Below are 24,717 nucleotides of genomic sequence, written 5' to 3' on the forward strand. Positions count from 1 at the left end.
CTAGGGTGAGGTCCATGAGCTCGTCACCCGACGGCGCGCCCGGACGTCGGGCCGCGCCCGCGCGAACCGCCGGAGCCGCCCCCTCTCGCCGGGCGGCCCGCACTGCCGCCCCGGCGACGCGCACCGCCGGCCGCCGCCCCTCCCGAGCGGCGTCGGTCGCCTCCGGCGCGCGTGCCACGGCCGGCTGGCGCCGCTACGGTCCGGCGCTCGCGTCGATCGCGATCGCGCTCATCACGGTCCCGATCTCGTTCTTCGTCTGGTATGCCCTGATCTCGCTCGGCGCCTTCCCGGGCGACCAGGCCGTCTCCGATCTGCTGGTCGGCGTCCTCTACACGGCGATCGTCCACGCCCTGCTGCTCGCGGGTGTCCTGCTCGGAGTCTCGTCGATCCGCGCGCGCCGCCGCGAAGGCCGTCCCGCGGTGGCCGGCTGGATCGGCGTCGTCCTCAACGTGCTGGTCGTCGTCTACTGGGAGCTGCTCGTCTCGCCGTGGCTCGTCGAGCTGTGGAACCGGGCCACCGCCTCCTGAACCCGCTCCCTGACCGGGCCCCGCCGCGGCGCCCGCTCTGGTAAGGTCGTGAAGTTGCCGTTCAACGGCCGCGGATCAAGAGAGCCCACGCATCAGGCGCAGGGCACCGCGCAACGAGAGAAAGGGGATCCATCTATGGCACTCGAAGGAGACGTCAAGAAGGCGATCATCGAAGAGTACGCGACCCACCCCGGTGACACCGGATCCCCCGAGGTGCAGGTGGCTGTCCTGACCAAGCGGATCAAGGACCTCACTGAGCACCTCAAGGAGCACAAGCACGACCACCACTCGCGTCGTGGCCTGCTTCTGCTCGTGGGTCAGCGTCGTCGACTCCTCGGCTACCTGTCGGATGTGGACATCAACCGCTACCGCTCGCTGATCGAGCGTCTCGGTCTGCGCCGCTAGTTCCCTGTCGGGAAGGGGCCGCTGGCTCCTTCTGCAGGCGAGCAGCGCGTGGTCTCGATGACACCGCGAACTTCTTGGCCGTTCGGGCCGTTCTCCTCCGGGAGGACGGCCCGTTCCGCTTTCCACCCGCGTCAGGTCAGGCGCTCCGGCCGGTCGACGCCTCCCCACGAGAAGGCGCTCGACGCCGCGAACCAGTCGGCCGCCGCCCGGGAAGTCGCTGCATCCGCCTCCTGCCGCTCCGGCCGCGCGAGGGCCTCGGCGAGCGAGGGGAGCAGCCAGCCGTCCGAGAGCGCCGTCACCTGCGCCCCTCGCCACGCTCGGGCGCACCCGCCGTCGTCCATCGCGGCCTCGGCCGACGAGGTCACGGCCCAGCCCTCGCTCCGTTCGACCAGTGCCAGCGCGCACGTGAGAGCGGCCGTGCGCACGACGCTCCTGGGTGCCCGCGGGGGTCCGTCCGACTCGGCGAGATCCTGCGCCTCGACGACCGCCGAGAGCGCGAGGAAGAGGCGCGTGCCGTCCACGTCCGGCTGAGGCGTGAGCCGTCCGGGTCCCGCGGAGATCGCCGCGGAGGCGCCCGGCGCCAGGATCAGCCCGAGTCCCGCCCGTGAGGCGTGGGAGCTGAGCAGCCCGGTGACGCCTCCCGTCTGGCTGACGACTCCGCGGACCGACGGGTCGCTCAGCGCCCAGACGATCGGCGTGCGGTTGTGGATGGTGAGCCGACGGTGGCCCTCGTCGACGCAGGCGATCAGGTGCCCGGCCACCGCGACGGACCCGCTGTCGAGCACGGAGCCCGCGTCGAGGAGCTCGCGAGCGTCGCCGCACTGGCGGGGCGCGTCGGCGACGGTGGCGGGCAGCCCTGCGAGGGGGGCCAGCACGCCGAGACCGAGCGCCAGCACCGCGACGGTGATGACGGAGGCGGCCGCCGAGCCGAGCAGGCGGCGCCGGGCACCGGAATCAGGCCGCAGTCGACTCCGCCGCGATCCCGATCTGATCGCCGGCTCGGCCGTGTCGCCGCGTCGCACCATCCGGCACTCCCTCTCCCCGGAGGCTAGTCCTGCGCCTGGCCCCCGAGGAGGGGTGCTCGCGAAAAACTTCGAGATTTCTCCGGATCCGTGCATCCGCCGGGGGTGCTCGGCCGGAAGTAGTCCGTGAAGGCCCTTCTCGAGAACCCACCGACCCGCATGCGGGTCCCATCGTGAAAGAGGAACATCGTGAACACCTCCCACTTCTCCCGCCGCCTCCTGACCGGAGCCTGCGTCGGCACCCTCGCAGTCGTCGGCCTCGCCGCGGCACCGGCGAACGCCGCCGACGCCGACTCGGCCGACCTCTACGTCCTCCACGCGGTCCCGGACACCCCGGTCGACGTGTACGTCAACGGAGCACTGACGCTCGACGACTTCACGCCCGGTTCGCTGGCCGGCCCGCTGGATCTCCCGACCGGCACCTACACCGTGGCGATCACCGCCGCGGACGCCGCCGACGCGAGCGCCCCCGTCATCGGCCCGGTCGACCTCGCGCTCGAGGCCGGCAAGAGCTACACCGTCGCCGCGCACCTCAAGCCCGACAACACCCCGACGGCGACGCTGTTCCCGAACGACATCTCGGCGACCGCTGCGGGCGAGGGGCGACTCACCGTCCGCCACATCGCCGCGGCTCCGGCCGTCGATATTCTCGCGGGCGGCACCCCGGTGCTGACCAACGTGACGAACCCCAACGAGGGCATCCTGAACCTCGCGCCGGCGACGATCTCGACCGTCGTCGCGGCGACCGGGACCACCGCTCCGGTGATCGGCCCGGCCGACGTCCAGGTCCAGGAGGGCGTCAACACGATCGTCTACGCCTGGGGCAGCCTCGAGAAGGGCAACCTCGCCCTCGCCACGCAGACCATCGGCGGACTGCACTCGACCCCGACCGGCGTCCCCGCCGGTGAGGCCGGACTCGCGGCCGACAACCGCCCCGACGCGGCCGCCGGCTGGTGGGGCGCTGCGGCCCTCGCCGCCCTCGCCCTCGCCGGTGCGACCCTGTTCGGACGACGCAAGGCCACCGCGGGTCGCTGACCCGTCCCGGGTCGCCGGTCCTCGGGGATCGGCGGCCCGGCCCCCTACTCACTGACCGCCGGACGGCGACGCGGGAGCGCCGCCGATCCGGCCCGCTGATCACGAGCGAGGAGAACGCGATGAGGTCGATCCCCCTCCGCCTCCGCACCCTCGCCGTGGTCGGCGTGATCGTGGTCGGCGCCGGTCTCGGCGGATGCTCGGCACAGGCGGCCGGGGTCGTGCCCGCCCCTGACGCGAGTACTCCGTCACAGCAGCCGACGCCGACCGCGATCCCCTCCGCGACGAGCGCCCCCGCGGCACTCCCGTCGATCCCGATCGGCGATGCGCGCCTCGGCGCGACTCCGGCCCCGACCGTCACGGCCCCTGAGCGGATCGTCGTGGACGGCCTCCCGGTCGACATGCCGCTCGAGCCGGTCGGAGTCGCCGAGGACGGGACCATGGAGCTCGTCCCGGACACGGACGTCGCCGGCTGGTACCGCTTCGGCGCCGGACTCGACGAGCCCGACGGCACGATCGTGATCGCCGCGCACGTCGACTCCCTCACCTACGGACTCGGTCCTTTCGCCGAGCTCAAGAAGGCGCAGCCAGGGCAGACGATCCGCCTCAGCGCGCCGGACGGATCGGAGCGGGTCTTCGTGGTCTCGACCGTCGAGACGACGGAGAAGACGAGCGTCGATCTCTCGACCGTCTTCGTCCGCGACGGCCCCCCTCGCCTCGTGCTGATCACCTGCGGGGGCGACTTCGACTACGACACCCGCCACTACCTCAGCAACGTCGTGGTGACGGCTGAACCCGCGCCATGACCCCGCCCGCGAGACGCCGCGCCGTACGATGAGCGGAGCAGTCGTCGCAGCGCCGCACGCCTCCCGGGCGGCGCGCAGCATTCCCCCCAGGAGGACCCCCCTGACCGACGCCGAGACGAGCGGACCCCACGACGGGGCCGACGATGAGCGTGCCGTCGTGCACCGCCTCGGCCTGCGCTTCGTCGCGGGGGAGGAGCGGGCGCTGTCCGAGGCCTACTCGCGGTGGTCGCCCCTGGTCTTCACGCTCGCCCTCCGCTCGCTCGGCGACCGAGGGGAGGCGGAGGACGTGGTCCAGCGCGTGTTCGTCTCGGCCTGGACGGGTCGCGAGAACTTCGACCCCGGTCGATCCGCGCTCGGGGCCTGGCTGGTCGGCATCTCGCGGAACCGCATCGCCGACGCCCACGAGAGCCGGACGCGCCAGCGGCGGCTCACCCAGGCGCTGGTCGCCGTCGCTCCCCGCGACGAGGGCGACACACCGGTCGATCTGGAGGCCAAGGTCCTGGTGGCCGACGAGCTCGCCCGCCTCGATCCGGTGCCCCGCCGAGTGATGAGCCTCGCCTTCTACGACGACCTCACCCACACCGAGATCGCCGAGCGCACCGGGCTCCCGCTCGGCACCGTCAAGAGCCACATCCGCCGCAGTCTCGATCGACTCCGCTCCCGTCTGGAGGTGAGCAGCACATGACCCATCTCGACCCCGACGAACTCGCCCTGCTCGCCCTGGGTGAAGACGCGACCTCCGACGCCGAGGCGCACCTCCGCGACTGTCCGGAGTGCGCTCAGCAGCTCGTCGAGCTCGGCCACGCCGCCGGCCTCGGCCGCGAGAGCCGCGACTACGTCCTCGAGGCCCCGCCCGCGGCGGTCTGGGACCGCATCCGCGACGAACTGGCGCTGGAGGGCGAGCCCGCACTGCACGAGGAGCAACCGGTGGCTCTCGCCCCCGTCACGCCCCTGCCGACCGGGCGCCATCGACCGGAGCGACGCCGGCCCCGTCGCGTCCTCGGCATCGCGGTCGCCGCCGCTGCGGCACTGGTGGTAGGCGTCATCGGAGGCGCGTGGTGGCAGTCCGCCCGTCCCGACCCGGCCGTCGTCGTCGCCCGCGCCGACCTGCAGGCCTTCCCTGGCTGGCAGGGCGCGAGCGGCACGGCCGAGCTCGAGGACTCGGACGGCGAGCGCCAGCTCGTGGTGCACCTCGACGCGACCGAGGGAGCGGCGGCGTACCGCGAGGTCTGGCTGATCGCCGGCGACGCGTCGGGCCTGGTCGGCCTGGGCGTGCTCGACGGCACCGACGGCCGCTTCACGGTGCCCGCCGACGTCGACCTCTCGCGGTACTCGCTCGTCGACGTGTCCGAGGAGCCGCTCGACGGCGACCCGGCGCACTCCGGTGACTCGATCGTGCGCGGGCCGCTGCTCGAGGGCTGACGGGTTCAGGCGGCCGTCCGCTCCTCGAGCAGTGCGACGAGCGCCTGGACCGCGCCGGACGGGTGCGACCCGGTGCACACCGACAGCTCCCACTCGAGCCCCGGCCAGTCGAGGTCGATCGCCGTCACTCCCTCGAGCGGAGCGATGCCGGCCAGCGGCACGATCGCCGGACCGAGTCCGGCCTGGACGAACCGAGGGATGCCGGGCAGGTCGGCGACCTCGGTGGTGACCCTCCGCGACGCCGACGCCGCGCGGAACGCACGGTCGACCGTGACCCGGTTGCCGAACCCGGCCGGAGTGTCGACGAAGGTCAGACCGTCGAGGTCCTCGGGAGTCGGCCGCGTCGTGGCCGCCAGCGGATCCGCACTCTCGACGAGCAGGACGTAGCCGCTGCGCACGACGGTCGTCACCGCGAAGTCGGTCAGCTCGGACGCAGGCAGGGCCAGGAGCGCCACGTCGAGGCGACCGCGCCGGAGATCGTCGGCGAGACCGGTGGAGCCGGTGGTCGAGGTCCGGAGCAGGAGATCGACGAGCGGATGCCGGCGGTGGAAGACGCCGAGCGCCCCGGGCAGATCGACGAGGTCGAGCGCCGAGAAGGTGCCCAGCCTGACGCGACCGCGCAGCCCCGCCGCGTCCTCCGCCGCCAGCGAGCGCAGGCGGTCGAGGCCGTCGATCGTCGAGCGGGCCACGGGGAGCAGGGCCTCTCCGACCGAGGTGAGCGCGACCCGGCGCGTGGACCGGGTGAACAGCGGCGCTCCGAGCTCGTGCTCGAGCGAGCGGATGCTCGCCGACAGCGTCGACTGGACGACGAAGAGCCGTGCGGCCGCGCGGGTGAAGTTGAGCTCCTCCGCGACGGCGACGAAGGCGGCGAGCTGACGATCGTCCATCCTGCGATTATCCAGCTCCGACGATCAATCCCACCGAGATGATCCGTTGGACTCGGATGACCGGCGGGAGGACCCTGATCCCGTGCCCACCTCAGACAGTGTCCTGCTCACCGCTCCCGCTCGCCGCCGCGAGCTCCCGCACCGCCACGGCTTCTGGGTCATCGCGGTCGCGTTCCTCGCCGTCATGGCCTTCTCGACCGTGCCGACGCCGCTGTACGCGATCTACCAGCAGCGCGACGGCTTCCCGGCCTTCGTGGTGACGGTCGTCTTCGCGGCGTACGCCGTCGGAGTCGTCGCCAGCCTCTTCCTCGCCGGTCACGTCAGCGACTGGCTCGGACGCCGCCGCATCCTCCTGGCGTCGATCCTGGTCGAGGTGCTCGCGAGCGCCGTGTTCCTGCTCTGGCCCGAGGTGCCCGGCCTCCTCCTCGCGCGCCTCCTGACCGGCCTCGGCGTCGGCGCCCTCACCGCCACGGCCACCGCGCACCTCTCCGAGCTGCGCGCCATCGCCCGACCCGATGAGGGCCCCGGCACCTCCCGCGCCGTGTCGACCCTGGTCAACATGGGCGGCCTCGCCCTCGGCCCGCTCATCGGCGGGATCTTCGCGGTGACCGTCGACCGCCCGCTGGTCGTCCCCTACGCGGTCTTCCTGGTGCTCCTCGCCGTGCTCGGCGTCGCGGTGGCGCTCGTCCCCGAGACCGTCGAGCGCCGAGAGATCCTGCCCGCCTACCGCCCGCAGCGCCTCGCGGTCCCGGAGGCGTCCCGCGGCACGTTCCTGTCGGCCGCGGTCGGCGCGTTCGCCGGCTTCGCGGTCTTCGGCCTCTTCACCTCGCTCGCCCCCGCCTTCCTCGCCGGCCGGTTCGGCGAGACCTCGCACCTCGAGGCCGGCGCGGTGTCCTTCGGGGTCTTCGCCGCGGGAGCCGTCGCCCAGCTGGCATCGACCCGTCTGGCGCCGCGACGCGCGCTCGGCATCGCCGCCGTGGCACTGACCGTCGGGCTGGTGCTGGTGGCGGTCGGCGCCGTCGTGGTCTCGTCGGCCGCGTTCATCGTGGGCGGGGTGCTCGCCGGCGCGGGGGTCGGCCTGCTCTTCCGCCTCTCGCTCGGAGTGGCGGGGTCGCTCGCCTCGGACGAGACGCGCGGCGAGGTGCTCGCGGCGATGTTCCTCGCCGCGTACCTCGGGCTCGCCGTGCCGGTCCTCCTGATCGGCGCCGCGCTCGCTCTGCTGCCCTCGGTGCCGGTGCTGCTCGGCTTCGTGGCGGTCGTGCTGGTGCTGGTGCTCGCGGCGATCGCGCGGATGCGGCGCTCGGCCGAGTGACCCCGCGCCGGGTCGCGGCGGCCCGGCGCCGAGCTCCACAATGGAGGCATGAAGCTCTTCTCCTTCGGACGCGGCGACGCCGAGAACCCCCTCCCCTCGAACGACCGGGGGTCGGGGAAGCTCGAGGACTACGACTACGACCTGCTGCCCAAGTCGCGCCGCGGTGAGACCCTGCTCGGCATCGCCGACTCCGCCTCGCACCAGGAGGAGCTCGCCCGCATCCTCTCGTTCGGCGAGGAGGAGGTCACGGCGCTCATCCCGCGGCGATCGGCCGAGGAGGAGCGCACCGACGCTCCGATGCCCGTCCGGCTCTTCGCGAACCAGCGCCCCTCCGACCTCGTCGGCTACGTGCCGCGCGGCCTCGAGAACGTCGTCGACGCAGCGCTCGCGCGACTCTCGGAGGCGGGCAAGCAGCCCCGCATCCCCGCCCGCATCAAGAAGGTCAAGGGCGCCCTGCGCGTGCAGCTGCTGATGCACGAGACCCGCGGCTGATCCGCGGATCCTCGCCGATCGGGACCCGTGCTGATAGCATGAACCGGTTCCGAATCCGAAAGCGGCCGCCGGCTGCAGCCGGATTCGAATCACGGAGCAGGCTGGCAGGAAGCTGGTCCTCGGTGGTGGAGTCCCGGACGGCGTCGATCGATCGGCGCAGCGACACACGGTCGCGGCAGCCCGGAGCTTTTCTACTGGTGGCCAGCACGAACGCCCTCCACACGACGGCACGGCGCGAAGCCCTGCCGTGGAATCGTCTCGATTCCTGACCGGAACGCTGCTCCGACGAACGCCGGCGCCCAGAAGGGGCGCCGCTGCAGACGTTAAGGAGACAGACCTCTTGGAAGGTCCTGAAATCACATTCGCCGAAGCCGTTCTCGACAACGGCTCGTACGGCACCCGCACCGTCCGCTTCGAGACCGGCCGCCTCGCGCAGCAGGCTCAGGGAGCGGTCGCCGCGTACCTCGACGAGGACACCATGCTCCTCTCGGCCACCTCGGCGTCGAAGAACCCGAAGGACAACTTCGACTTCTTCCCGCTGACCGTCGACGTCGAGGAGCGCTCCTACGCCGCCGGCAAGATCCCCGGCTCGTTCTTCCGTCGCGAGGGCCGCCCCTCGACCGAGGCGATCCTGGTCTGCCGTCTGATCGACCGGCCGCTGCGCCCCTCCTTCGTCGAGGGTCTGCGCAACGAGGTCCAGATCGTCATCACCGTCCTGAGCATCGCTCCCGACGAGTTCTACGACGCCCTCGCGATCAACGCCGCGAGCGCCTCGACCCAGATCTCGGGTCTCCCCTTCTCGGGTCCCGTCGCGGGTGTGCGCCTCGCGCTCATGTCCGACGGCTCGGGCAACGACCAGTGGGTCGCCTTCCCCAAGGCCTCGCAGCTCGAGAACGCCGTCTTCGACCTCACCGTCGCGGGCCGCGTCGTCACCAACGAGGACGGCTCCTCGGACGTCGCCATCATGATGGTCGAGGCCGAGGCCACCGAGCACTCCTGGAACCTCATCAAGGCCGGTGCCACCAAGCCCAACGAGGCCGTCGTCGCCCAGGGCCTCGAGGCCGCCAAGCCCTTCCTCCGCGCGCTCGTCGAGGCGCAGGCGAAGCTGGCCAGCTCGACGGCCAAGCCCGTCCGCGACTACCCGGTGTTCCTGCCCTACACGCAGGAGACCTACGACAACGTCGCCGAGCTCAGCTACGACGAGCTCGTCCGCGTCTACCAGATCGCCGACAAGGTCGAGCGTCAGGACGCCGACGACGCCCTCAAGGCGAAGGTCAAGGAGCAGATCGCCGAGCGCATCGCGTCCGGTCAGCTCTCCGCCGAGTCCTACTCGCAGGTCTCCGGCGCGTACAAGTCCGTCACGAAGGTGGTCGTCCGCGGCCGCATCCTCCGCGACGGCGTGCGCATCGACGGCCGCGGCCTGGCCGACATCCGCCCGCTCGACGCCGAGGTGCAGGTCATCCCGCGCGTCCACGGCTCGGCGATCTTCCAGCGCGGAGAGACCCAGATCCTGGGCGTCACCACGCTGAACATGCTCAAGATGGAGCAGCAGATCGACTCGCTGTCGCCCGTCACGAAGAAGCGCTACCTGCACCACTACAACTTCCCGCCGTACTCGACCGGTGAGACCGGTCGCGTCGGGTCGCCGAAGCGTCGCGAGATCGGGCACGGCTTCCTCGCCGAGCGCGCCCTCGTGCCGGTGCTGCCGAGCCGCGAGGAGTTCCCCTACGCGATCCGTCAGGTCTCCGAGGCGCTGAGCTCCAACGGCTCGACGTCGATGGGCTCCGTCTGCGCGTCCACCCTGTCGCTGCTCAACGCCGGTGTGCCGCTGCGCGCCCCGGTCGCGGGTATCGCGATGGGCCTCGTCTCCGACGTGGTCGACGGCCAGACCCGCTACGCGGCGCTGACCGACATCCTCGGCGCCGAGGACGCGCTCGGCGACATGGACTTCAAGGTCGCCGGCACCTCCGAGTTCGTCACGGCCATCCAGCTCGACACGAAGCTCGACGGCATCCCGTCGTCGGTCCTCGACGCCGCGCTCAAGCAGGCCAAGGACGCCCGCACCACGATCCTCGCGGTGCTCACGGCTGCCATCGACCAGCCCGACGAGATGGCCCCGACGGCGCCCCGCGTGATCTCGGTCCAGATCCCCGTCGACAAGATCGGCGAGCTGATCGGCCCCAAGGGCAAGACGATCAACGCGATCCAGGACGAGACCGGCGCCGACATCTCCATCGAGGAGGACGGCACCGTGTACATCGGCGCCGTCGACGGACCGTCGGCCGAGGCCGCTCGCGCCCAGGTCAACGCGATCGCGAACCCGACCAACCCCGAGGTCGGCGAGCAGTTCCTCGGAACCGTCGTCAAGCTCGCGACGTTCGGTGCGTTCGTCTCGCTCCTTCCCGGCAAGGACGGACTGCTGCACATCAGCGAGGTCCGCAAGCTCGCCGGTGGCAAGCGCGTCGAGAACGTCGAGGACGTGCTCGGTGTCGGCCAGAAGCTCCTGGTCCAGATCACCAAGATCGACGACCGCGGCAAGCTCTCCCTCGCGCCCGTCGTGGCCGAGGAGGCGGAGGCGCTCGTCGTCGCCGTCGAGGAGCCCGTCGAGAGCTGATCCCTCCCGCACGATCGCGACGCCCGTCCCACCTCCGGTGGGGCGGGCGTCCGTCGTCGCCCCGCCATGGGCCGTCCCACCTCCGTGGGGCGGGCGTCCGTCGACTTCCCACCATGGGGTACGGTGGCCGGACCGTGCCGTCGCACCGCCCCGACCGGAGGATCCCGTGACCGACCCGACGCCCCTGGCCACCGAGCTGGAGACGCCTCCTCCGTTCCGCACTCTGGGTCGCACCGGCCTCCCGGTGCATCCGCTGGCCCTCGACGGCTCCGTCTTCGGCTGGGCCACCGCCATCGACGACACGACGGAGGCGCTCGACGCCTTCGCCGCGCTGGGCGGCACCCTGATCTCGACCGCCGACCACTACGCCACCGGTCGCAGCGAGTACATGATCGGCCGCTGGCTCGAGGCGAGCGGCGCCCGGGCGCGGATGCTGGTCGCCACGAAGGTCGGCCGCCACCCCGACGCTCCCGGCCTTGCCGCCGCCGACGTCACCGCCGCCGTCCACGGCTGCCTCGAGCGGCTCGGCACCCGGATCGACCTGCTGTCCTTCGACAGCGAGGACCCCGAGGTGCCGATCGAGGAGAGCCTGGCCGCCGTCGCGCCGTTCCTCGCCGACGGCTCGGTCGGAGCTCTCGGCGCCGCGCACTTCAGCGGCGCAGCCCTCGCCGAGGCCCAGGAGGCCGCGAGCAGGCTCGGCCTGCCGCCCTTCTCGGTGGTCATCGCCGAGTACAACCTGATGGAGCGCGGCGCCTACGAGAGCGATGTCGCTCCCGAGGTCGAGCGGCAGGGTCTCGCGACCCTCGCGCGCCTCCCGCTCGCGAGCGGCTACCTCACGGGCCGGCTCCGCCATCGCTCGGACGAGCCGGAGTCGGTGATGTTCGAGGCCGCCGTCGACTACGTCGGCCGGCACGGCAACCATGTGCTCAGCGTCCTCGACGAGGTGTCGGAGGCGCACGGCACGAACCCGGGCACCATCGCCCTCGCGTGGGTCCTCTCGCACCAGGAGGTGGCGGCCGCCGTCATCCGCGCGCGAGGAGCCGCAGACCTCGAGGCGGTCTTCGGTGCCGCAGCGATCCCGCTCACGCGCAGCGACATCGCGCAGCTCGACCGCGCGTCGGCCTGACGGGCCGGGCGCCCGCAGAGGAGTTCGCCCGCACCCGGCCCGTCGCCGCCGTCCGCGTCAGCGTCGGAGGATCCGCGCCTCCCACGGCCCGAGCGTCGACCCCGAGGCGCCCTTCACGTTGCCGAGCACCGTCTCGGCGCCGGCCCACTCATCGAGCAGCGCGACCTCGAGCGGCTCGCCGGAGACGTTGCCGACGACCAGCAGCTCGTCGTTCCCCGACCGGGTGAAGGCGAACAGGCGCGGATGCTCCGCCTCGAGTAGGGCGAAGCGGCCGAGCTGCACCGTCTCGTCGGCGTGCCGGAGCGCGATCAGCGCGCGGTAGTACTCGAACACCGACCGCTCGGCGGCACGGTCGGCCTCGACATTCACCTCGGCGTGGTTCGGGTTGACCGGGATCCAGGGCTCGCCGGTGGTGAATCCGGCCTGCGAGCCCGCGTCCCACTGCACCGGCGTGCGGGCGTTGTCTCGGCTCTGCGCGCGGAGCCCGGCGAGCACCGCCTCCGGATCCTCGCCTCTCTCGTCGACGGCCTCGGCGTAGTAGTTCAGCGATTCGACGTCGCGGAAGTCGTCGATCCCCGAGAACGGCACGTTGGTCATGCCGATCTCCTCGCCCTGGTAGATGTAGGGCGTGCCGCGCTGCAGATGCAGGAGCGTCGCCCACAGCGTCGCCGACTCGTAGCGCCACGCGCCGTCGTCGCCGAACCGCGAGACGAGCCGCGGCTGGTCGTGGTTGTTCAGGTAGAGGCTGTTCCAGCCCTTCTCGGCGAGTCCGTCCTGCCAGCGGGCGAGGTTCGCCTTGAGCGCGACGAGGTCGAGCGGCACCGGATGGAACTTGTCGACACCGTGGTCGATCCCCACGTGCTCGAACTGGAAGACCATGTCGAGCTCGCCGCGCTCGGGATCGGTGACGAGCGCCGCCTCCTCGAGGGTGACGCCGGGCATCTCGCCGACGGTCAGGTAGGCGCCCTCGCGACCGGCGAACACCTCCCGGTGCATCTCCTGCAGGTACTCGTGCAGTCGGGGCCCGACTCCGCCCACGATCCCGGAGCCACCGGCCTCGCCGTCGATCTGCTCGACGTCCTTCGAGACGAGGTTGATGACGTCCATCCGGAAGCCGTCGACCCCGCGGTCGAGCCACCAGGTCATCATCGCGTGCACCGCGTGGCGCACCTCGGGGTTCTCCCAGTTGAGGTCGGGCTGCTGCACCGCGAAGAGGTGGAGGAAGTACTCGTCGGTCGCCGGGTCGAGGGTCCATGCCGGCCCCGAGAAGTACGAGCGCCAGCCGTTGGGCTCGGCGACGTCGAGCCGCGCGTCCGAGGCAGCGTCGAGCTCGCGATGCTGCTCGAGCGGCGTGCGACCGCGGCGCCACCAGTACCAGTCGCGCTTCGGATCCTCCTGCGACGAGCGCGACTCGACGAACCACGCGTGCTCGTCGCTCGTGTGGTTCACCACGAGGTCCATCACGATCCGGATGCCGCGCTCGTGCGCCTCGGCCAGCAGCAGGTCGAACTCGGCGAGCGAGCCGAACAGCGGATCGATGTCCTGGTAGTCGGAGATGTCGTAGCCGTTGTCGTGCTGCGGCGACGGAGAGATCGGCGAGAGCCAGATCACGTCGACGCCGAGATCGGCGAGATGGCCGAGTCGTGCGCGGATGCCGCCGAGGTCGCCGATGCCGTCGCCGTTCGAGTCGGCGAACGAGCGGGGATAGATCTGGTAGACGACGGCGCTGGTCCACCAGGGCACGGTCGGGGTGAGGGGCTCCATGACGGTGAATCTAGCCGCGACGACCGACACTCCGGGTGCCGCCGCACCGCCGTCGCCCCCCAGGCTGCGAGCGTGTAACGATCGGGTAAATCGTCTCCGACCGCCTCCGAGCGCCGTGGCTCCACTCGACTACTCTCGCTTGTGGCGGGCACCCGAGCCGCCGCAAGGAGAGTGGTGGCGTGCCGAGGGTCAAGGTCGGCGCCGTGCGCCCCTCGACTGTCGAACCGGTCGTCGCGCACACCCAGCGCCGCCCGCTCGGCGAGAGCAGCCAGGCCCTGTTCCCCCTCGTCCTCGACGCCGCGGCGATCTGCCGCGCAGCCGTCGACTCCTCCGTCCTGCTCGATCGCTACGCGGCCTGGGGCGGCAACGCCCTCGTCGCGACCGACGGCGGTTCGGCCGAGGCCGAGTCGGCCGTGGGCGGCTGGCTGTCCGGACGCCGCGACCGCGACCGCCTCCTCCTGATCGGCCGCTTCGGCGCCCCCACCGGGACCGCGGCCTCGCCGCGCGCGCTGGTGAGCAGGGTCGAGGAGTCGCTGCGCCGCCTCCGCACCGACCGCCTCGACGTCCTCGCCGTGCGCCCCGACGGCGCGGGCCGCCTCGACGAGCTGCTCGCGGCCGCCGAGGTCCTGCTGGCGCGCGGTACGGCGCGCTCGGTCATCGCCTCCGGCTTCGCCGCGGAGGAGCTCTTCGAGGCCCGGGTCATGGCGGGCCACGGCCTCCCGCGCTTCGCCGCCGTCGAGGTCGGCTACAACCTGCTCGAGCGCGCCGAGGCCGAGGGCGACCTGGGCCTGGTCGCGGCCGGCCAGGGGCTCTCGCTGGTCTCGACCGTGCCGCTCGCACACGGATTCCTGCACGGGATCGCGCGCAGCCGCAAGGAGCTGAGCAGACTCCCCGACGGGCACCGCGCCGCCGCGCACGCCGGTCGCCGCGGCCGCCGCGTGCTGGCGACCCTCGAAGCGATCGGCGTCGAGCTGTCCGCGGCCCCCGCCGCCGTCGCCCTCGCCTGGCTGCTGGCGCGCCCCCGGCTCGTCGCGGCAGCTGTCGCTCCCAGGAGCACGCCCGAGGTCGACGCCTTCGTCCGCGCGGTCTCGCTCGACCTCGACGAGGGCCATCTCGCCGCCCTCGAGCGCGCCCGCCGCTGACGCGCGGCGCCTCGCGCCATCGAGCCGGTCGGCCGCTCCCGCGTGGCCTACGCTGGGTCGGATGAGCAACGGCGTGGCACTCCCTCTCGAACAGCCGGAGACGACCATCGGAGCCGCAGGCGGGTCCCTGGTCCGCCGATCGGTCCTCCCGAGCGGAGTCCGCATCCTCAGCGAGGCGGTGCCCGGTGCCCGCAGCGCGACCGTCGGGTTCTGGGTCGCCGCGGGATCCCGCGACGAGGCCCCCGCCCGCGCGGGAGTCGGCGGCGCGCCCGGCACGCCGTCCAACTTCGGGTCGACGCACTTCCTCGAGCACCTGCTGTTCAAGGGCACCACCTCGCGCACGGCGCTCGACATCGCCGTGTCGTTCGACTCCGTCGGCGGTGAGCACAACGCGCTCACCGCGAAGGAGTACACCTGCTATTACGCCAAGATCCAGGACCGCGACCTCCCGATGGCCGTCGAGGTCATCGCCGACATGGTCACCTCCAGCCTGCTCGACCCGGTCGAGTTCGAGACCGAGCGCGGCGTGATCCTCGAAGAGCTCGCGATGGCGGACGACGATCCGGCCGATGTGGCGAGCGAGCGCCTGTTCGAGGCCGTCTTCGGCGAGCACCCGCTCGGGCGGCCCATCGGCGGCAGCGCGGCGACCATCGGCGAGGCGACCCGCGACGCGGTCTGGGCGCACTACCGCGCGGCCTACCGCCCGAACGACCTCGTCGTGACGGTCGCCGGGGCCGTCGACCACGAGGCGCTCGTCGCGCTGCTGAGCCGCGTGCTCGCCTCCGACGGCTGGGACCTCGCGACGCCGGCGTCGCCGGTCGCCCGTCGGGTCGGAGGCTCTGCCGCCTTCACGCGTGGCACCCCGCTCTCGATCGTGCACCGGCCGACCGAGCAGGCGAATCTGCTGATCGGCTTCCCCGGCCTCGCGGCGGCCGACGAGCGCCGCATGACGATGGGCGTGCTCAACTCGATCCTGGGCGGGGGGATGTCCTCCCGGCTCTTCCAGGAGGTCCGCGAGAAGCGCGGCCTCGCGTACTCCGTCTACTCCTTCGCCCCGTCGTACTCCGACGCCGGCATCTTCGGGCTCTCCGCCGCCTGCACCCCGGCGAAGGCCGGCACCGTCGCCGAGCTCCTGCTCACCGAGTTCTCCCGCCTCGCCGAGCACGGCGTCACCGCCGACGAGCTCCGCCGGGCGCAGGGTCAGCTCTCCGGAGCGGCCGCCCTCGCCCTCGAGGACTCGGACACGCGGATGTCCCGCCTCGGCCGCGCCGAGCTCACCTTCGGCGAGTTCGTCGACCTCGACGAGAGCCTGCGGCGCCTCGCGCGCGTCAGCGCGGACGATGTCCAGGCACTCGCGGCAGACTTGTCGAGGGGGCCGTCGTCGATCTCGGCCGTCGGCGCGGTCGACGACTCGACGTTCGCCGGCATCGTCGAGGTCGAGAGCGCTCCCGCGGTCTGAACGGATCGCACGACCGCTGACCGCGCATCGACGCGCCGCACCAGGGAGGGCCCCGTGTCCCACTACATCTACCTCGTCCGTCACGGAGAGCAGCAGGACGCCGAGCACGGGCTCCCCGACGGCCCTCTCTCGGCGAGGGGCGAGCGCCAGGCGCGGCTGATCGCCGAGCGCCTCGGCGGCGTGCCGTTCACCGGAGCCTGGCACTCGCCGCTGCGCCGGGCGGAGGAGACGGCCGCGCGCTTCCAGGCCGTCCTGCCGGGGCTGTCGATCGAGCCGTCCTCGCTGCTCTTCGACTGCATCCCCTCCGGCCCCACGCCCGACATGCCCCGCTCGTTCGAGCCGTTCTTCGGCAGCGTGACGCCGGCCGAGATCGAGGCGGGGCACGCGCAGATGCAGGATGCCGTGGCCGAGTTCCTCGCGCCGTCGCGAGAGGACCGCCACGACCTCCTGATCACCCACAACTTCGTCATCGGCTGGTTCGTCCGCCACGTCTTCGACGCGCCCGACTGGCGCTGGCTGGGCGTCAACCAGGCGAACTGCGGACTCACGATCATCCGGGTGCGCTCGAGGAAGCCCCCGGTGCTGGTGGTGCACAACGACCTCGCGCACCTGCCCGTCGAGCTGCGCACCGGCCTGCCCGAGGTTCAGCCGTACTAGCGTGACCGGGTGACACAGCCTCTCCTCCGCCCCGGCTCCGACCGCGACGTCGACGCCTGCGTGGCGGTGTGGCTCGAGTCGCTCGAGGCCCGTGACGGCCGTGCGCCCGCCTCCGGTACCGAGGAGCGCGTCCGCGCGAAGCTCGGCGCCCCGCGTGTCTCGTTCGTCGTCGCCCAGGGCGACGGCCCGATCGACGGCTTCGCCCTCGTGTCGACCCCCGGGAGCGGATTCGCCGACGACCCGCCGGGAGCCGCGTACCTCTCTCTGCTCGCCGTGCGGCCGTCGGCCCAGGGGAGGGGGCTCGCTCGGCGGCTGCTCCGGGCCGCGGAGCGGGATGCGGCGGCCGTGGCGGACGAGGCCGTCCTGCACGTCCTGACCGGCAACGCGGCCGCCCGCGCCCTCTACGCCTCCGCGGGCTGGACGCAGGCGGGGGAGGAGTTCCCGCATCCGCTCTCGGGTGCCCCCGTGATCTCGCTGCGGCGACTCCTCGGCGACTGATCGTGCGGGCGACTGATCGTTAGGCTGAGCGGGTGACTACCTCCGTCGCCGTGGTCGGCGCGTCCGGCAAGCTCGGCTCCCTCACCTGCTCCCTCATCGAGGCGTCCGACGCCTTCGAGCTCGTCGCACGCCTGGGCTCCCGGAGCGATCCGCGCGAGATGCTCGCCGCCGACGTCGTCGTCGATATGACCGTGCCGGCCGTCAGCCAGGGGATCGTCGACCTCGCCGTGGCGCACGGCCGCAAGGTGCTCGTCGGCACCTCCGGCTGGACGGGCGACCGGATCGCGACCCTCCGCCGCTCGGTCGAGGCCCAGCCCGACGCCGGCGTCGTCATCATCCCCAACTTCTCGCTCGGCTCGGTCGTCGCGACGGCCCTCGCGACCGTCGCCGCGCAGTTCTTCGACGCGACCGAGATCATCGAGACCCACGGCGCGCGCAAGGTCGACTCGCCGTCCGGCACCGCCGTGCGGACGGCCGAGCTCATCCTGCAGGCCCGTGCCGAGCGGGGACCGGTGGAGGCGCCGCACACCGACCAGCGCGCTCGCGGCCAGCAGGTGGCCAGCATCCCGGTGCACAGCCTGCGGCTGCCCGGTGTGGAGGCGCGCCAGGAGGTCGTCTTCGGAGGTACCGGCGAGACCGTCACCATCCGGCACGACACGTCGTCGCCCGCGTCCTACGAGGCGGGCATCCTCCGGGCGCTCCAGGCCGTTGTGACGACCTCGGGAGTCGTCGTGGGCCTCGACGCGCTGCTCGATCTCCGCGCCGCGTTCGATGCGGCACCGCTCGCAGTGCGGGTGTCCGACGAGCCTCTCGTGTCGGACGACGTCCCCTCCGGCCAGGCGGCCGCGGCGACGAGCACGCCGTGAGGACTCGCATCGGCGTCGGCCTGATGGCGGTCCTGCTCGCCCTCTACCTCTTCGTCTGCCTCCAGTACTCGGTCGTCGCCTTCGCCGCAGGCACCGTGCCCGGCATCGTGATGGGTGTCGGGCTCCTGATCCTCGGCGGGATCGGCGTCTGGGGTCTGGTGCGCGAGCTGCTCTTCGGCGTCCGCGCCGAGCGGCTCGCCCGCCGGCTCGAGCAGGAGGACGCGCTCCCGCAGGAGGTCGTCGACTCGCGTGAGAGCGGGCGCCCCCTCCGCGAGGAGGCCGATGCGCTGTTCCCTCGCTACGCCGAGGAGGTCGACGCCCATCCGGAGAGCTGGCGCGCCTGGTACCGCCTGGGTCTGGTCTACGACGCCAGCGGCGATCGCAAGCGCGCCCGCGGAGCGATCCGCCGCTCGATCGCCCTCGAGCACGAGGCCCCTGCCTGAGCGGACTAGTTCAGGACCCAGCCGAGCGCTTCGGCGACAGTCCTGTGCCGGAACACGAAGCCGTCGTCGAGCAGCCGCTGGGGCACGAGCTGCTGGCTCGAGAGCAGCAGCTCGTGGCCCGCGTCCCGCAGGGCGAGCTCGATGATCTTCTCCGGCACGGCCAGTTTGAACGGCCGGTGCAGCTGCTCGGCGAGCGTGCGCATGACGTCGTTCGCCGTCGCCGGGGTGGGCCCCGCGAGGTTGACCGGGCCGGAGAGCGTCGAGGTGAGGAGGTGGCGGATCGCCGCCGCCTCGTCGTAGAGGCTGATCCAGGGCCAGAACTGCGCGCCGCCGCCGAGCGGGCCGGAGAGGCCGAAGCGGGTGAGCGGCAGGAGCGGCTTCAGCGCGCCTCCCCTGCCGAGCACGAGGCCGGTGCGGATCGTGACGACCCGCGTGCTCTCGGGCGCGAGGTGAGCGGCCTGCTCCCAGCGCTCGACGACATCGGCGAGGAAGCCCTCGCCGCACGCGGACTCCTCCGTCAGCTCCTCGCCCGGCCGGTCGCCGTAGTAGCCGACCGCGGAGGCGTTCAGCAGGATCGTCGGGGGAGTGGTCGCCATCCGCATCGCGTCGGTGATCGTCTGCGTCGCCTGCACCCGTGAGTCGAGGATCTCGCGCTTGTACGACGAGGTCCACGGCAGGCGGCTGATCGAGGCGCCCGAGAGGTTGATCACGGCGTCGACGCGGTCGAGCACGCTGAAGTCGAGCATGTGCGAGGTCGGGGCCCAGTGGAACTCGTCCGGAGCCGTGGGCGCGTGCCGCACGAGCCGGAAGATCTCGTGCCCGTCAGCACGCAGCTGTGCGGTCAGCTCGGAGCCGATCATCCCGCTCGCGCCCGAGATCAGCACCCGGAGACGGCGGGGCGTCTGCTGTTCCGTGTCGGTGTCCGGCAGCACCGTGGGGCGCTGCTCGGAGGACCGGTGCGACCGGCGCGCGGATCCGGCGGTCGCGTCGGCTCCGTCGTGATCGGAGTGCCGTGCGGATGAGTCGCTCATGATGCCTCCTGAGGCTCGTCGCGGGCGGCCCGCGAGGCAGGTCAAGCCTAGGACGTCAGGCCCGGGAGCCCGCCGAGCGCCCGAGCAGCCGGGCGCGCACCAGGAGGAGGTACAGCTCGCAGCCGAGGCAGAGACCGAAGGCGGCGTTGAGGAAGGCGGCGAGGAACGCGATGGCCGCCGCGACCGGGACCGCTCCCGGGACTCCGGCGAGGTGCGCCACGGCTCCCGCTCCCGTGACGATCAGGCCGATGAGCTGGGCGAACCGCGGCGGCCGGGCGTCCTCCCACTCGGTCGGCGGTGCGAGCCGCGGCCGCACGAGGTGACGGAAGACGACGGCCCACGGCCCCGAGCCGACTCCACGCGCCGCCGACCAGGCGAACAGCGCGGCGAGGGCGAGCAGCAGGAGGAAGCCGGGTTGCGCGAGTCGTGCCGCCACGTCGCTCGCCGTCGGTGCGGCGAGGCCGAGGCCCACCGTCGCGAGCAGGAGGAGCGCCGTGATCGACGCGGCGAAGCGCGGCCCGCGCGGGTCGACTCGGCCACGAGGGGGTGCGGTGCTCATCGTGCGGTCTCCAGTCGGTCGAGCTCGTCGAGGACGACGGCGCGGGTCGGGGCGCCGCCGATGCGGCTCCGGGGGATCCCGCCGGCGTCGAGCACCAGCAGGGTCGGGGTCTGCCGCACGCGGAAGCGGTCGGCGAGGTCGGCGCGGTGCGTCAGATCGACGTCGAGGTGCACGACTCCCGGGCGCTGCCGGGCGACATCGGTCAGCATCCTGCGCACGGCCGGGCAGCGGGTGCAGAACTCGGTCGAGAACTGGACGACGGTCGCGACGCCTCCGAGGACCGCGCCCTCGACGAGGCCTGCGGGATCGACCGGGTCGATCGCGGCCGTGGGGCGGACGCGCCCGGCCGAACGCCGATGAGCGAGACCGAGGGCGGTCGCGAGCGCGACGAGCGCCAGCAGCGAGGCCGCGATGACGAGGGGATCCACGGTTCGACGCTACGTCGAGCGGCCGCGGCGAAGCGGTTCGTGACGCCGTGAGACGTCGGAGCGTGCTCTAGGGTCGAAGCCGTGACCGAGCAGAACGCCCCCGACGGCGAGTTCACCTTCCGCTCCGATGTCGTCGTCGAGCTGATCAGGTCGAACGCCCACGACTCCGACGTCCTCTTCGCGGCCCGCGTCTCGACGCAGGGCGAGCAGACCCTCGCCGCCGCCCTCGACGAGGAGGACGCCGACGCCGAGAAGCAGCGCAAGCGCGACCGCGGCCTCATCAACTACCTGATGCGCGACCGGCACGGCTCTCCGTTCGAGCACAACTCGATGACCTTCTACGTGCAGGCGCCGATCTTCGTCTTCCGTGAGTTCATGCGGCACCGCATCGCCTCCTACAACGAGGAGTCGGGACGCTACCGCGAGCTCCGGCCCGTCTTCTACGTGCCCGGCCCCGAGCGCAACCTGGTGCAGGTCGGCAAGCCCGGCGCCTACTCCTTCGAGCCCGGCACCCCCGAGCAGACCGAGCTCGTCGTCGCCGAGACCCGCCGCGCCAGCATCCAGGCCTTCGAGGCCTACCAGCGGATGCTCGCGCAGGGTGTCGCCCGCGAGGTCGCCCGCATCGTCCTGCCGCTCAACATCTACTCGTCGATGTACGTGACGCTGAACGCCCGCTCGCTGATGAACTTCCTCTCGCTGCGCACCAAGCGCGAGGACTCGACGTTCCCCTCCTTCCCGCAGCGCGAGATCGAGATGGCCGCCGAGCAGATGGAGCAGCACTTCGAGCAGCTGATGCCGCTGACCGCCGCCGCCTTCACCGCGAACGGCCGCGTCGCCCCGTAGCCCCCGGCCCGCCACCTGATCGACTCCGACCGCCCCGCGCCGACCCGATACCCTGATGCTCGTGTCAACTCCGGAGAATCCTTTCGGCCAGGTCCTGGTCGCCCTGGTCACCCCGTTCACCGCCGACGGCGAAGTCGACTGGCCCGGCGTCGAGAAGCACATCGACGACTGCATCGGCGCGGGCGCCGACGGCATCGTGGTCACCGGCACCACGGGCGAGACGAGCACGCTCACCGACCCCGAGAAGATCCGTCTCGTCGAGGTGGGCAAGGCCGTCGCCGCGGGCCGCGCGAAGATCATCACGGGAGGCGGCTCCAACGAGACCGCGCACGCCATGCAGCTCGCGCGTCAGAGCGAGAAGGCCGGCGCCGACGGCAACATGATCGTCACGCCGTACTACAACAAGCCCACGCAGGCCGGCATCCTCACGCACTTCCGGATGATCGCCGACGCGACCGATCTGCCCGTGATCCTGTACGACATCCCGGGCCGCACCGGCGTCCCCATCCGCTACGAGACGATCCTCCGCGCGGCGAAGCACCCCAACATCCTCGCGGTGAAGGACGCCAAGGGCGACCTCTCCGAGGTGAGCCGCGTGCTCAACCAGACCGACCTGATGTACTTCTGCGGCGACGACGCCAACGTCCTCCCCGAGCTCGCGATCGGCGCCACGGGACTGATCGGCGTGACGGCGAACATCGCGGCCTCGCCGTACCGCACGATCGTCGATGCCGTGAACGCGGGCGATCTGCACGCCGCGACCCGCGCGCACCAGCAGCTCGAGCCGCTCGTCCGCGCCGTCATGACCCACGTCCCCGGCACCGTCGCGGCGAAGTACATCCTGCACGGCCTCGGCCGCATCTCCTCCCCGCGCGTGCGCCTGCCGCTCGTCGGCCCCGAGGAGTCGGAGGCGGCGCTCATCGAGGACGAGCTCGGCCTCGTCCGCGACATCCCCGGAGTCGACTTCCGCAACTTCCGGCCCGACCGCAACGCGGCGGCCGGCGGAGCCCTCCCGAAGATCGCGGGCACGACGCGCTGACGCCGCTCCCACCCCGCCACGACACCAGAGGAGGGCTCATGCCCGGTTCCGTGATCATCCCCGCGCCGCCGGCGCCCGGGACCCTGCGGATCATCCCTCTGGGCGGTCTCGGCGAGATCGGCCGCAACATGACGGTCTTCGAGATCGACGGCAAGATCCTCGTGGTCGACTGCGGAGTCCTCTTCCCGGAGGAGAACCAGCCGGGCGTCGACCTGATCCTCCCCGACTTCAGCCCGATCGAGGACCGGCTCGACGACATCGTCGGAGTGGTGCTCACGCACGGGCACGAGGACCACATCGGAGCCGTCCCGTACCTCCTCCGACTCAAGCGCGACATCCCGCTGATCGGCTCGACGCTGACCCTCGCCCTGGTCGAGGCGAAGCTCAAGGAGCACCGGATCACGCCGTACACGCTGACGGTGAAGGAGGGGGACGTCGAGAACCTCGGCCCCTTCGAGCTGGAGTTCGTCGCGGTCAACCACTCCATCCCCGACGCCCTGGCCGTCGCGATCATCACCGACGCCGGCTCGGTGCTGCACACCGGCGACTTCAAGATGGACCAGCTCCCGCTCGACGGCCGGATCACCGATCTGCGCGCCTTCGCCCGGCTGGGCGAGGAGGGCATCGACCTCTTCCTGGTCGACTCGACCAACGCCGACGTCCCAGGATTCACCCCGAGCGAGCGGGACATCGGCCCGGTGATCGAGGCGGTGATCGCCAAGGCCACGCGTCGCGTCATCGTCGCGAGCTTCTCGAGCCACGTCCATCGCGTGCAGCAGGTGCTCGACGCCGCGCACGCCAACGGACGCCGCGTCGCACTCCTCGGCCGCTCGATGGTCCGCAACATGAGGATCGCCGCCGATCTCGGCTACCTGAAGGTGCCGCAGGGCGTCCTGATCGACGTCAAGAAGGCCGGCGACATCCCCGAGAACGAGATCGTCTACATGTCGACCGGGTCGCAGGGCGAGCCGATGGCGGTCCTCAGCCGGATGGCGAACCGCGACCACCAGATCGCGCCGGGGGAGGGCGACACCGTCATCCTCGCCTCGAGCCTGATCCCGGGCAACGAGAACGCCGTCTACCGCGTGATCAACGGCCTGACGAAGCTCGGCGCGACCGTCGTGCACAAGGGCAACGCGAAGGTGCACGTCTCGGGCCACGCCGCGGCGGGCGAGCTGATCTACTGCTACAACATCCTCAAGCCGACCCACGTGATGCCCGTGCACGGCGAGTACCGCCACCTCGTCGCCAACGCGAAGCTCGCGCAGGACACCGGGATCCCGGAGGAGAACACGATCGTCGCCGAGGACGGCACCGTGGTCGATCTCGTCGACGGAACGGTGACGGTCGTCGGCCGGCTCGACCTCGGCTTCGTCTACGTCGACGGCTCATCGGTGGGCGAGATCACCGACGCGGATCTCAAGGACCGCAGGATCCTCGGCGAGGAGGGCTTCATCTCGATCATCGTCGTGGTCGAGGCGGGCACCGGCCGCATCGTGGTCGGCCCCGAGATCCACGCGAAGGGCTTCGCCGAGGACGACCGGGTCTTCGACGAGGTGAGGCCCCGCATCGCGCAGGCACTCGAGGAGGCGGTGCAGGGCGGAGTGAGCGACCCCCATGCGCTCTCGCAGACGGTCCGGCGGGTCGTCGGACGATGGGTGAACACCCGCTTCCGCCGCCGCCCGATGATCGTCCCGCTGGTCATCGAGGCCTGAGCACCGCCTCCGTCTGGCCGATCGCTCGTCGAGCGGGCACACTGTGCGCGGGGGAACGTTGCACGACCCACCCGCCCGGAGGCCCGCATGGACTACCCGATCCGCTCCGCGCGCCGGGATGACGGCCCGTTCCTCGCCGACATGCTGGTGGAGGCGGCGAACTGGACAGCCGGATCCTCGCGCTCGAGGGTCGACGTCCTCGCCGAGGAGGCGACCCGGCGCTACATCGCGGGCTGGCCGCGCGCCGGCGACCTCGGCTCCGTCGCGGAGACGATCGACGGCGAGCGCATCGGCGCCTGCTGGACCCGGCTGTTCTCCTCCGCGATGCCCGGTCGCGGTTTCATCGCCTCCGGGGTCCCCGAGCTGACCCTCGGCGTCCGTCCCGTCTACCGCGCCCAGGGGGTGGGGCGTGCGCTGCTGCGAGCGGCGATGGCCCAGGCGCGAGCGGCCGGGTACGCGCGGGTCTCGCTGAACGTCGCCAGCGACAACTTCGCCCGCCGTCTCTACATCAGCGAGGGCTTCGCCGTCGTCACCGACCGCGGCGAGGCGGAGACCATGGTCGCCCTGCTCCGCTGACGCAGGCCCGGCGCGGGTCCGCGGGGTTGTCGGAGGCGACGGGTACGGTGGC

The 24,717-nt window shown here is 72.2% G+C and carries 26 protein-coding genes; 20 read left to right on the top strand and 6 right to left on the bottom strand.

Annotation, left to right across the window (positions count from 1 at the left end):
- Window positions 1-14: 14 nt before the first annotated feature.
- Window positions 15-527 carry a hypothetical protein gene (locus tag ASG06_RS12015; RefSeq protein WP_056042290.1) on the top strand — a complete coding sequence of 171 codons (513 nt, stop codon included), beginning with the start codon at window positions 15-17 and terminating at the stop codon, window positions 525-527.
- 135 nt (window positions 528-662) lie between these two features.
- Complete coding sequence (gene rpsO, locus ASG06_RS12020) at window positions 663-932, top strand: 30S ribosomal protein S15 (RefSeq protein ID WP_056042292.1); 270 nt, start codon at window positions 663-665, stop codon at window positions 930-932.
- Window positions 933-1,063: 131 nt separating this feature from the next.
- Here rpsO and ASG06_RS12025 read toward each other — a convergent pair whose 3' ends face one another.
- Window positions 1,064-1,957, bottom strand: a complete 894-nt coding sequence (locus tag ASG06_RS12025) for a hypothetical protein (protein WP_056042294.1) — start codon at window positions 1,955-1,957, stop codon at window positions 1,064-1,066.
- Between the two features lie 186 nt (window positions 1,958-2,143).
- Here ASG06_RS12025 and ASG06_RS12030 point away from each other — a divergent pair, with 186 nt between their 5' ends.
- The 4 genes from ASG06_RS12030 (at window position 2,144) to ASG06_RS12045 (ending at window position 5,214) form a co-directional block, all read left to right on the top strand.
- Entirely contained in the window at window positions 2,144-2,989 is an 846-nt protein-coding gene (locus ASG06_RS12030) for a DUF4397 domain-containing protein (RefSeq protein WP_231727693.1), read from the top strand.
- 119 nt (window positions 2,990-3,108) lie between these two features.
- Window positions 3,109-3,792, top strand: a complete 684-nt coding sequence (locus ASG06_RS12035; protein ID WP_056042296.1) for a class F sortase — start codon at window positions 3,109-3,111, stop codon at window positions 3,790-3,792.
- Between the two features lie 28 nt (window positions 3,793-3,820).
- Window positions 3,821-4,477: an RNA polymerase sigma factor gene (locus ASG06_RS12040; RefSeq protein ID WP_082499161.1), complete on the top strand. Its 657-nt coding sequence runs from the start codon at window positions 3,821-3,823 to the stop codon at window positions 4,475-4,477.
- Window positions 4,474-5,214 carry an anti-sigma factor gene (locus ASG06_RS12045; RefSeq protein WP_056042298.1) on the top strand — a complete coding sequence of 247 codons (741 nt, stop codon included), beginning with the start codon at window positions 4,474-4,476 and terminating at the stop codon, window positions 5,212-5,214. The genes ASG06_RS12040 and ASG06_RS12045 overlap by 4 nt, the downstream gene beginning before the upstream one ends.
- Window positions 5,215-5,219: 5 nt before the next feature.
- On the opposite strand, the gene ASG06_RS12050 is transcribed toward ASG06_RS12045, so the two are convergent.
- Window positions 5,220-6,101 carry a LysR family transcriptional regulator gene (locus ASG06_RS12050; RefSeq protein ID WP_056042300.1) on the bottom strand — a complete coding sequence of 294 codons (882 nt, stop codon included), beginning with the start codon at window positions 6,099-6,101 and terminating at the stop codon, window positions 5,220-5,222.
- 82 nt (window positions 6,102-6,183) lie between these two features.
- On the opposite strand from ASG06_RS12050, the gene ASG06_RS12055 reads away from it, so the two are divergent.
- The 4 genes from ASG06_RS12055 to ASG06_RS12070 all read left to right on the top strand — a co-directional run bounded on the left by ASG06_RS12055 (window position 6,184) and on the right by ASG06_RS12070 (window position 11,645).
- The gene (locus ASG06_RS12055) at window positions 6,184-7,413 is read left to right on the top strand and encodes an MFS transporter (protein ID WP_056042301.1); all 1,230 of its coding nucleotides are present in this window, start codon (window positions 6,184-6,186) and stop codon (window positions 7,411-7,413) included.
- A gap of 48 nt (window positions 7,414-7,461) precedes the next feature.
- Entirely contained in the window at window positions 7,462-7,905 is a 444-nt protein-coding gene (locus tag ASG06_RS12060; protein ID WP_056042302.1) for a hypothetical protein, read from the top strand.
- Window positions 7,906-8,245: 340 nt separating this feature from the next.
- On the top strand, window positions 8,246-10,519 hold the full coding sequence (locus tag ASG06_RS12065) for a polyribonucleotide nucleotidyltransferase (RefSeq protein WP_056042303.1): 2,274 nt from the start codon (window positions 8,246-8,248) through the stop codon (window positions 10,517-10,519).
- A gap of 166 nt (window positions 10,520-10,685) precedes the next feature.
- Complete coding sequence (locus tag ASG06_RS12070; RefSeq protein WP_056042305.1) at window positions 10,686-11,645, top strand: aldo/keto reductase; 960 nt, start codon at window positions 10,686-10,688, stop codon at window positions 11,643-11,645.
- A gap of 57 nt (window positions 11,646-11,702) precedes the next feature.
- On the opposite strand, the gene ASG06_RS12075 is transcribed toward ASG06_RS12070, so the two are convergent.
- Window positions 11,703-13,409, bottom strand: coding sequence for a glycoside hydrolase family 13 protein (locus ASG06_RS12075; RefSeq protein ID WP_056042307.1), 1,707 nt, complete (start codon window positions 13,407-13,409; stop codon window positions 11,703-11,705).
- Window positions 13,410-13,588: 179 nt separating this feature from the next.
- Between ASG06_RS12075 and ASG06_RS12080 the strand changes: the two genes are divergently transcribed.
- From ASG06_RS12080 to ASG06_RS12105, 6 genes are all read left to right on the top strand, one after another.
- Entirely contained in the window at window positions 13,589-14,551 is a 963-nt protein-coding gene (locus ASG06_RS12080; RefSeq protein WP_056042308.1) for an aldo/keto reductase, read from the top strand.
- Between the two features lie 61 nt (window positions 14,552-14,612).
- The gene (locus tag ASG06_RS12085) at window positions 14,613-16,010 is read left to right on the top strand and encodes a M16 family metallopeptidase (RefSeq protein ID WP_056042309.1); all 1,398 of its coding nucleotides are present in this window, start codon (window positions 14,613-14,615) and stop codon (window positions 16,008-16,010) included.
- A gap of 54 nt (window positions 16,011-16,064) precedes the next feature.
- Window positions 16,065-16,667 (top strand): histidine phosphatase family protein, encoded by a 603-nt coding sequence (locus tag ASG06_RS12090; RefSeq protein WP_056042310.1) that lies wholly within the window; start codon window positions 16,065-16,067, stop codon window positions 16,665-16,667.
- A gap of 9 nt (window positions 16,668-16,676) precedes the next feature.
- A complete protein-coding gene (locus tag ASG06_RS12095; protein WP_056042311.1) occupies window positions 16,677-17,165 on the top strand; it encodes a GNAT family N-acetyltransferase in 489 nt (162 codons plus the stop codon).
- A 32-nt stretch (window positions 17,166-17,197) separates the two neighbouring features.
- Entirely contained in the window at window positions 17,198-18,031 is an 834-nt protein-coding gene (gene dapB, locus ASG06_RS12100) for a 4-hydroxy-tetrahydrodipicolinate reductase (RefSeq protein WP_056042313.1), read from the top strand.
- Window positions 18,028-18,474, top strand: coding sequence for a hypothetical protein (locus ASG06_RS12105; protein WP_056042314.1), 447 nt, complete (start codon window positions 18,028-18,030; stop codon window positions 18,472-18,474). The genes dapB and ASG06_RS12105 overlap by 4 nt, the downstream gene beginning before the upstream one ends.
- A gap of 5 nt (window positions 18,475-18,479) precedes the next feature.
- Here ASG06_RS12105 and ASG06_RS12110 read toward each other — a convergent pair whose 3' ends face one another.
- The 3 genes from ASG06_RS12110 to ASG06_RS12120 are packed head-to-tail and all read right to left on the bottom strand — an operon-like array spanning window position 18,480 to window position 20,492.
- Window positions 18,480-19,505, bottom strand: coding sequence for a TIGR01777 family oxidoreductase (locus tag ASG06_RS12110; protein ID WP_082499164.1), 1,026 nt, complete (start codon window positions 19,503-19,505; stop codon window positions 18,480-18,482).
- Between the two features lie 55 nt (window positions 19,506-19,560).
- Entirely contained in the window at window positions 19,561-20,064 is a 504-nt protein-coding gene (locus ASG06_RS12115; RefSeq protein ID WP_056042315.1) for a DUF4395 domain-containing protein, read from the bottom strand.
- The gene (locus ASG06_RS12120; RefSeq protein ID WP_056042316.1) at window positions 20,061-20,492 is read right to left on the bottom strand and encodes a thioredoxin family protein; all 432 of its coding nucleotides are present in this window, start codon (window positions 20,490-20,492) and stop codon (window positions 20,061-20,063) included. The genes ASG06_RS12115 and ASG06_RS12120 overlap by 4 nt, the downstream gene beginning before the upstream one ends.
- An 81-nt stretch (window positions 20,493-20,573) precedes the next feature.
- Here ASG06_RS12120 and thyX point away from each other — a divergent pair, with 81 nt between their 5' ends.
- From thyX to ASG06_RS12140, 4 genes are all read left to right on the top strand, one after another.
- A complete protein-coding gene (gene thyX / locus ASG06_RS12125; RefSeq protein WP_056042317.1) occupies window positions 20,574-21,335 on the top strand; it encodes an FAD-dependent thymidylate synthase in 762 nt (253 codons plus the stop codon).
- A gap of 55 nt (window positions 21,336-21,390) precedes the next feature.
- Window positions 21,391-22,374: a 4-hydroxy-tetrahydrodipicolinate synthase gene (gene dapA / locus ASG06_RS12130; RefSeq protein WP_442965605.1), complete on the top strand. Its 984-nt coding sequence runs from the start codon at window positions 21,391-21,393 to the stop codon at window positions 22,372-22,374.
- 38 nt (window positions 22,375-22,412) lie between these two features.
- Window positions 22,413-24,089: a ribonuclease J gene (locus tag ASG06_RS12135; protein WP_056042318.1), complete on the top strand. Its 1,677-nt coding sequence runs from the start codon at window positions 22,413-22,415 to the stop codon at window positions 24,087-24,089.
- A gap of 87 nt (window positions 24,090-24,176) precedes the next feature.
- Window positions 24,177-24,665, top strand: coding sequence for a GNAT family N-acetyltransferase (locus ASG06_RS12140; RefSeq protein WP_056042320.1), 489 nt, complete (start codon window positions 24,177-24,179; stop codon window positions 24,663-24,665).
- Window positions 24,666-24,717 lie beyond the last annotated feature (52 nt).

Origin of the sequence: Rathayibacter sp. Leaf185, from assembly GCF_001423885.1 — a bacterium.
GTDB lineage: Bacteria > Actinomycetota > Actinomycetes > Actinomycetales > Microbacteriaceae > Rathayibacter.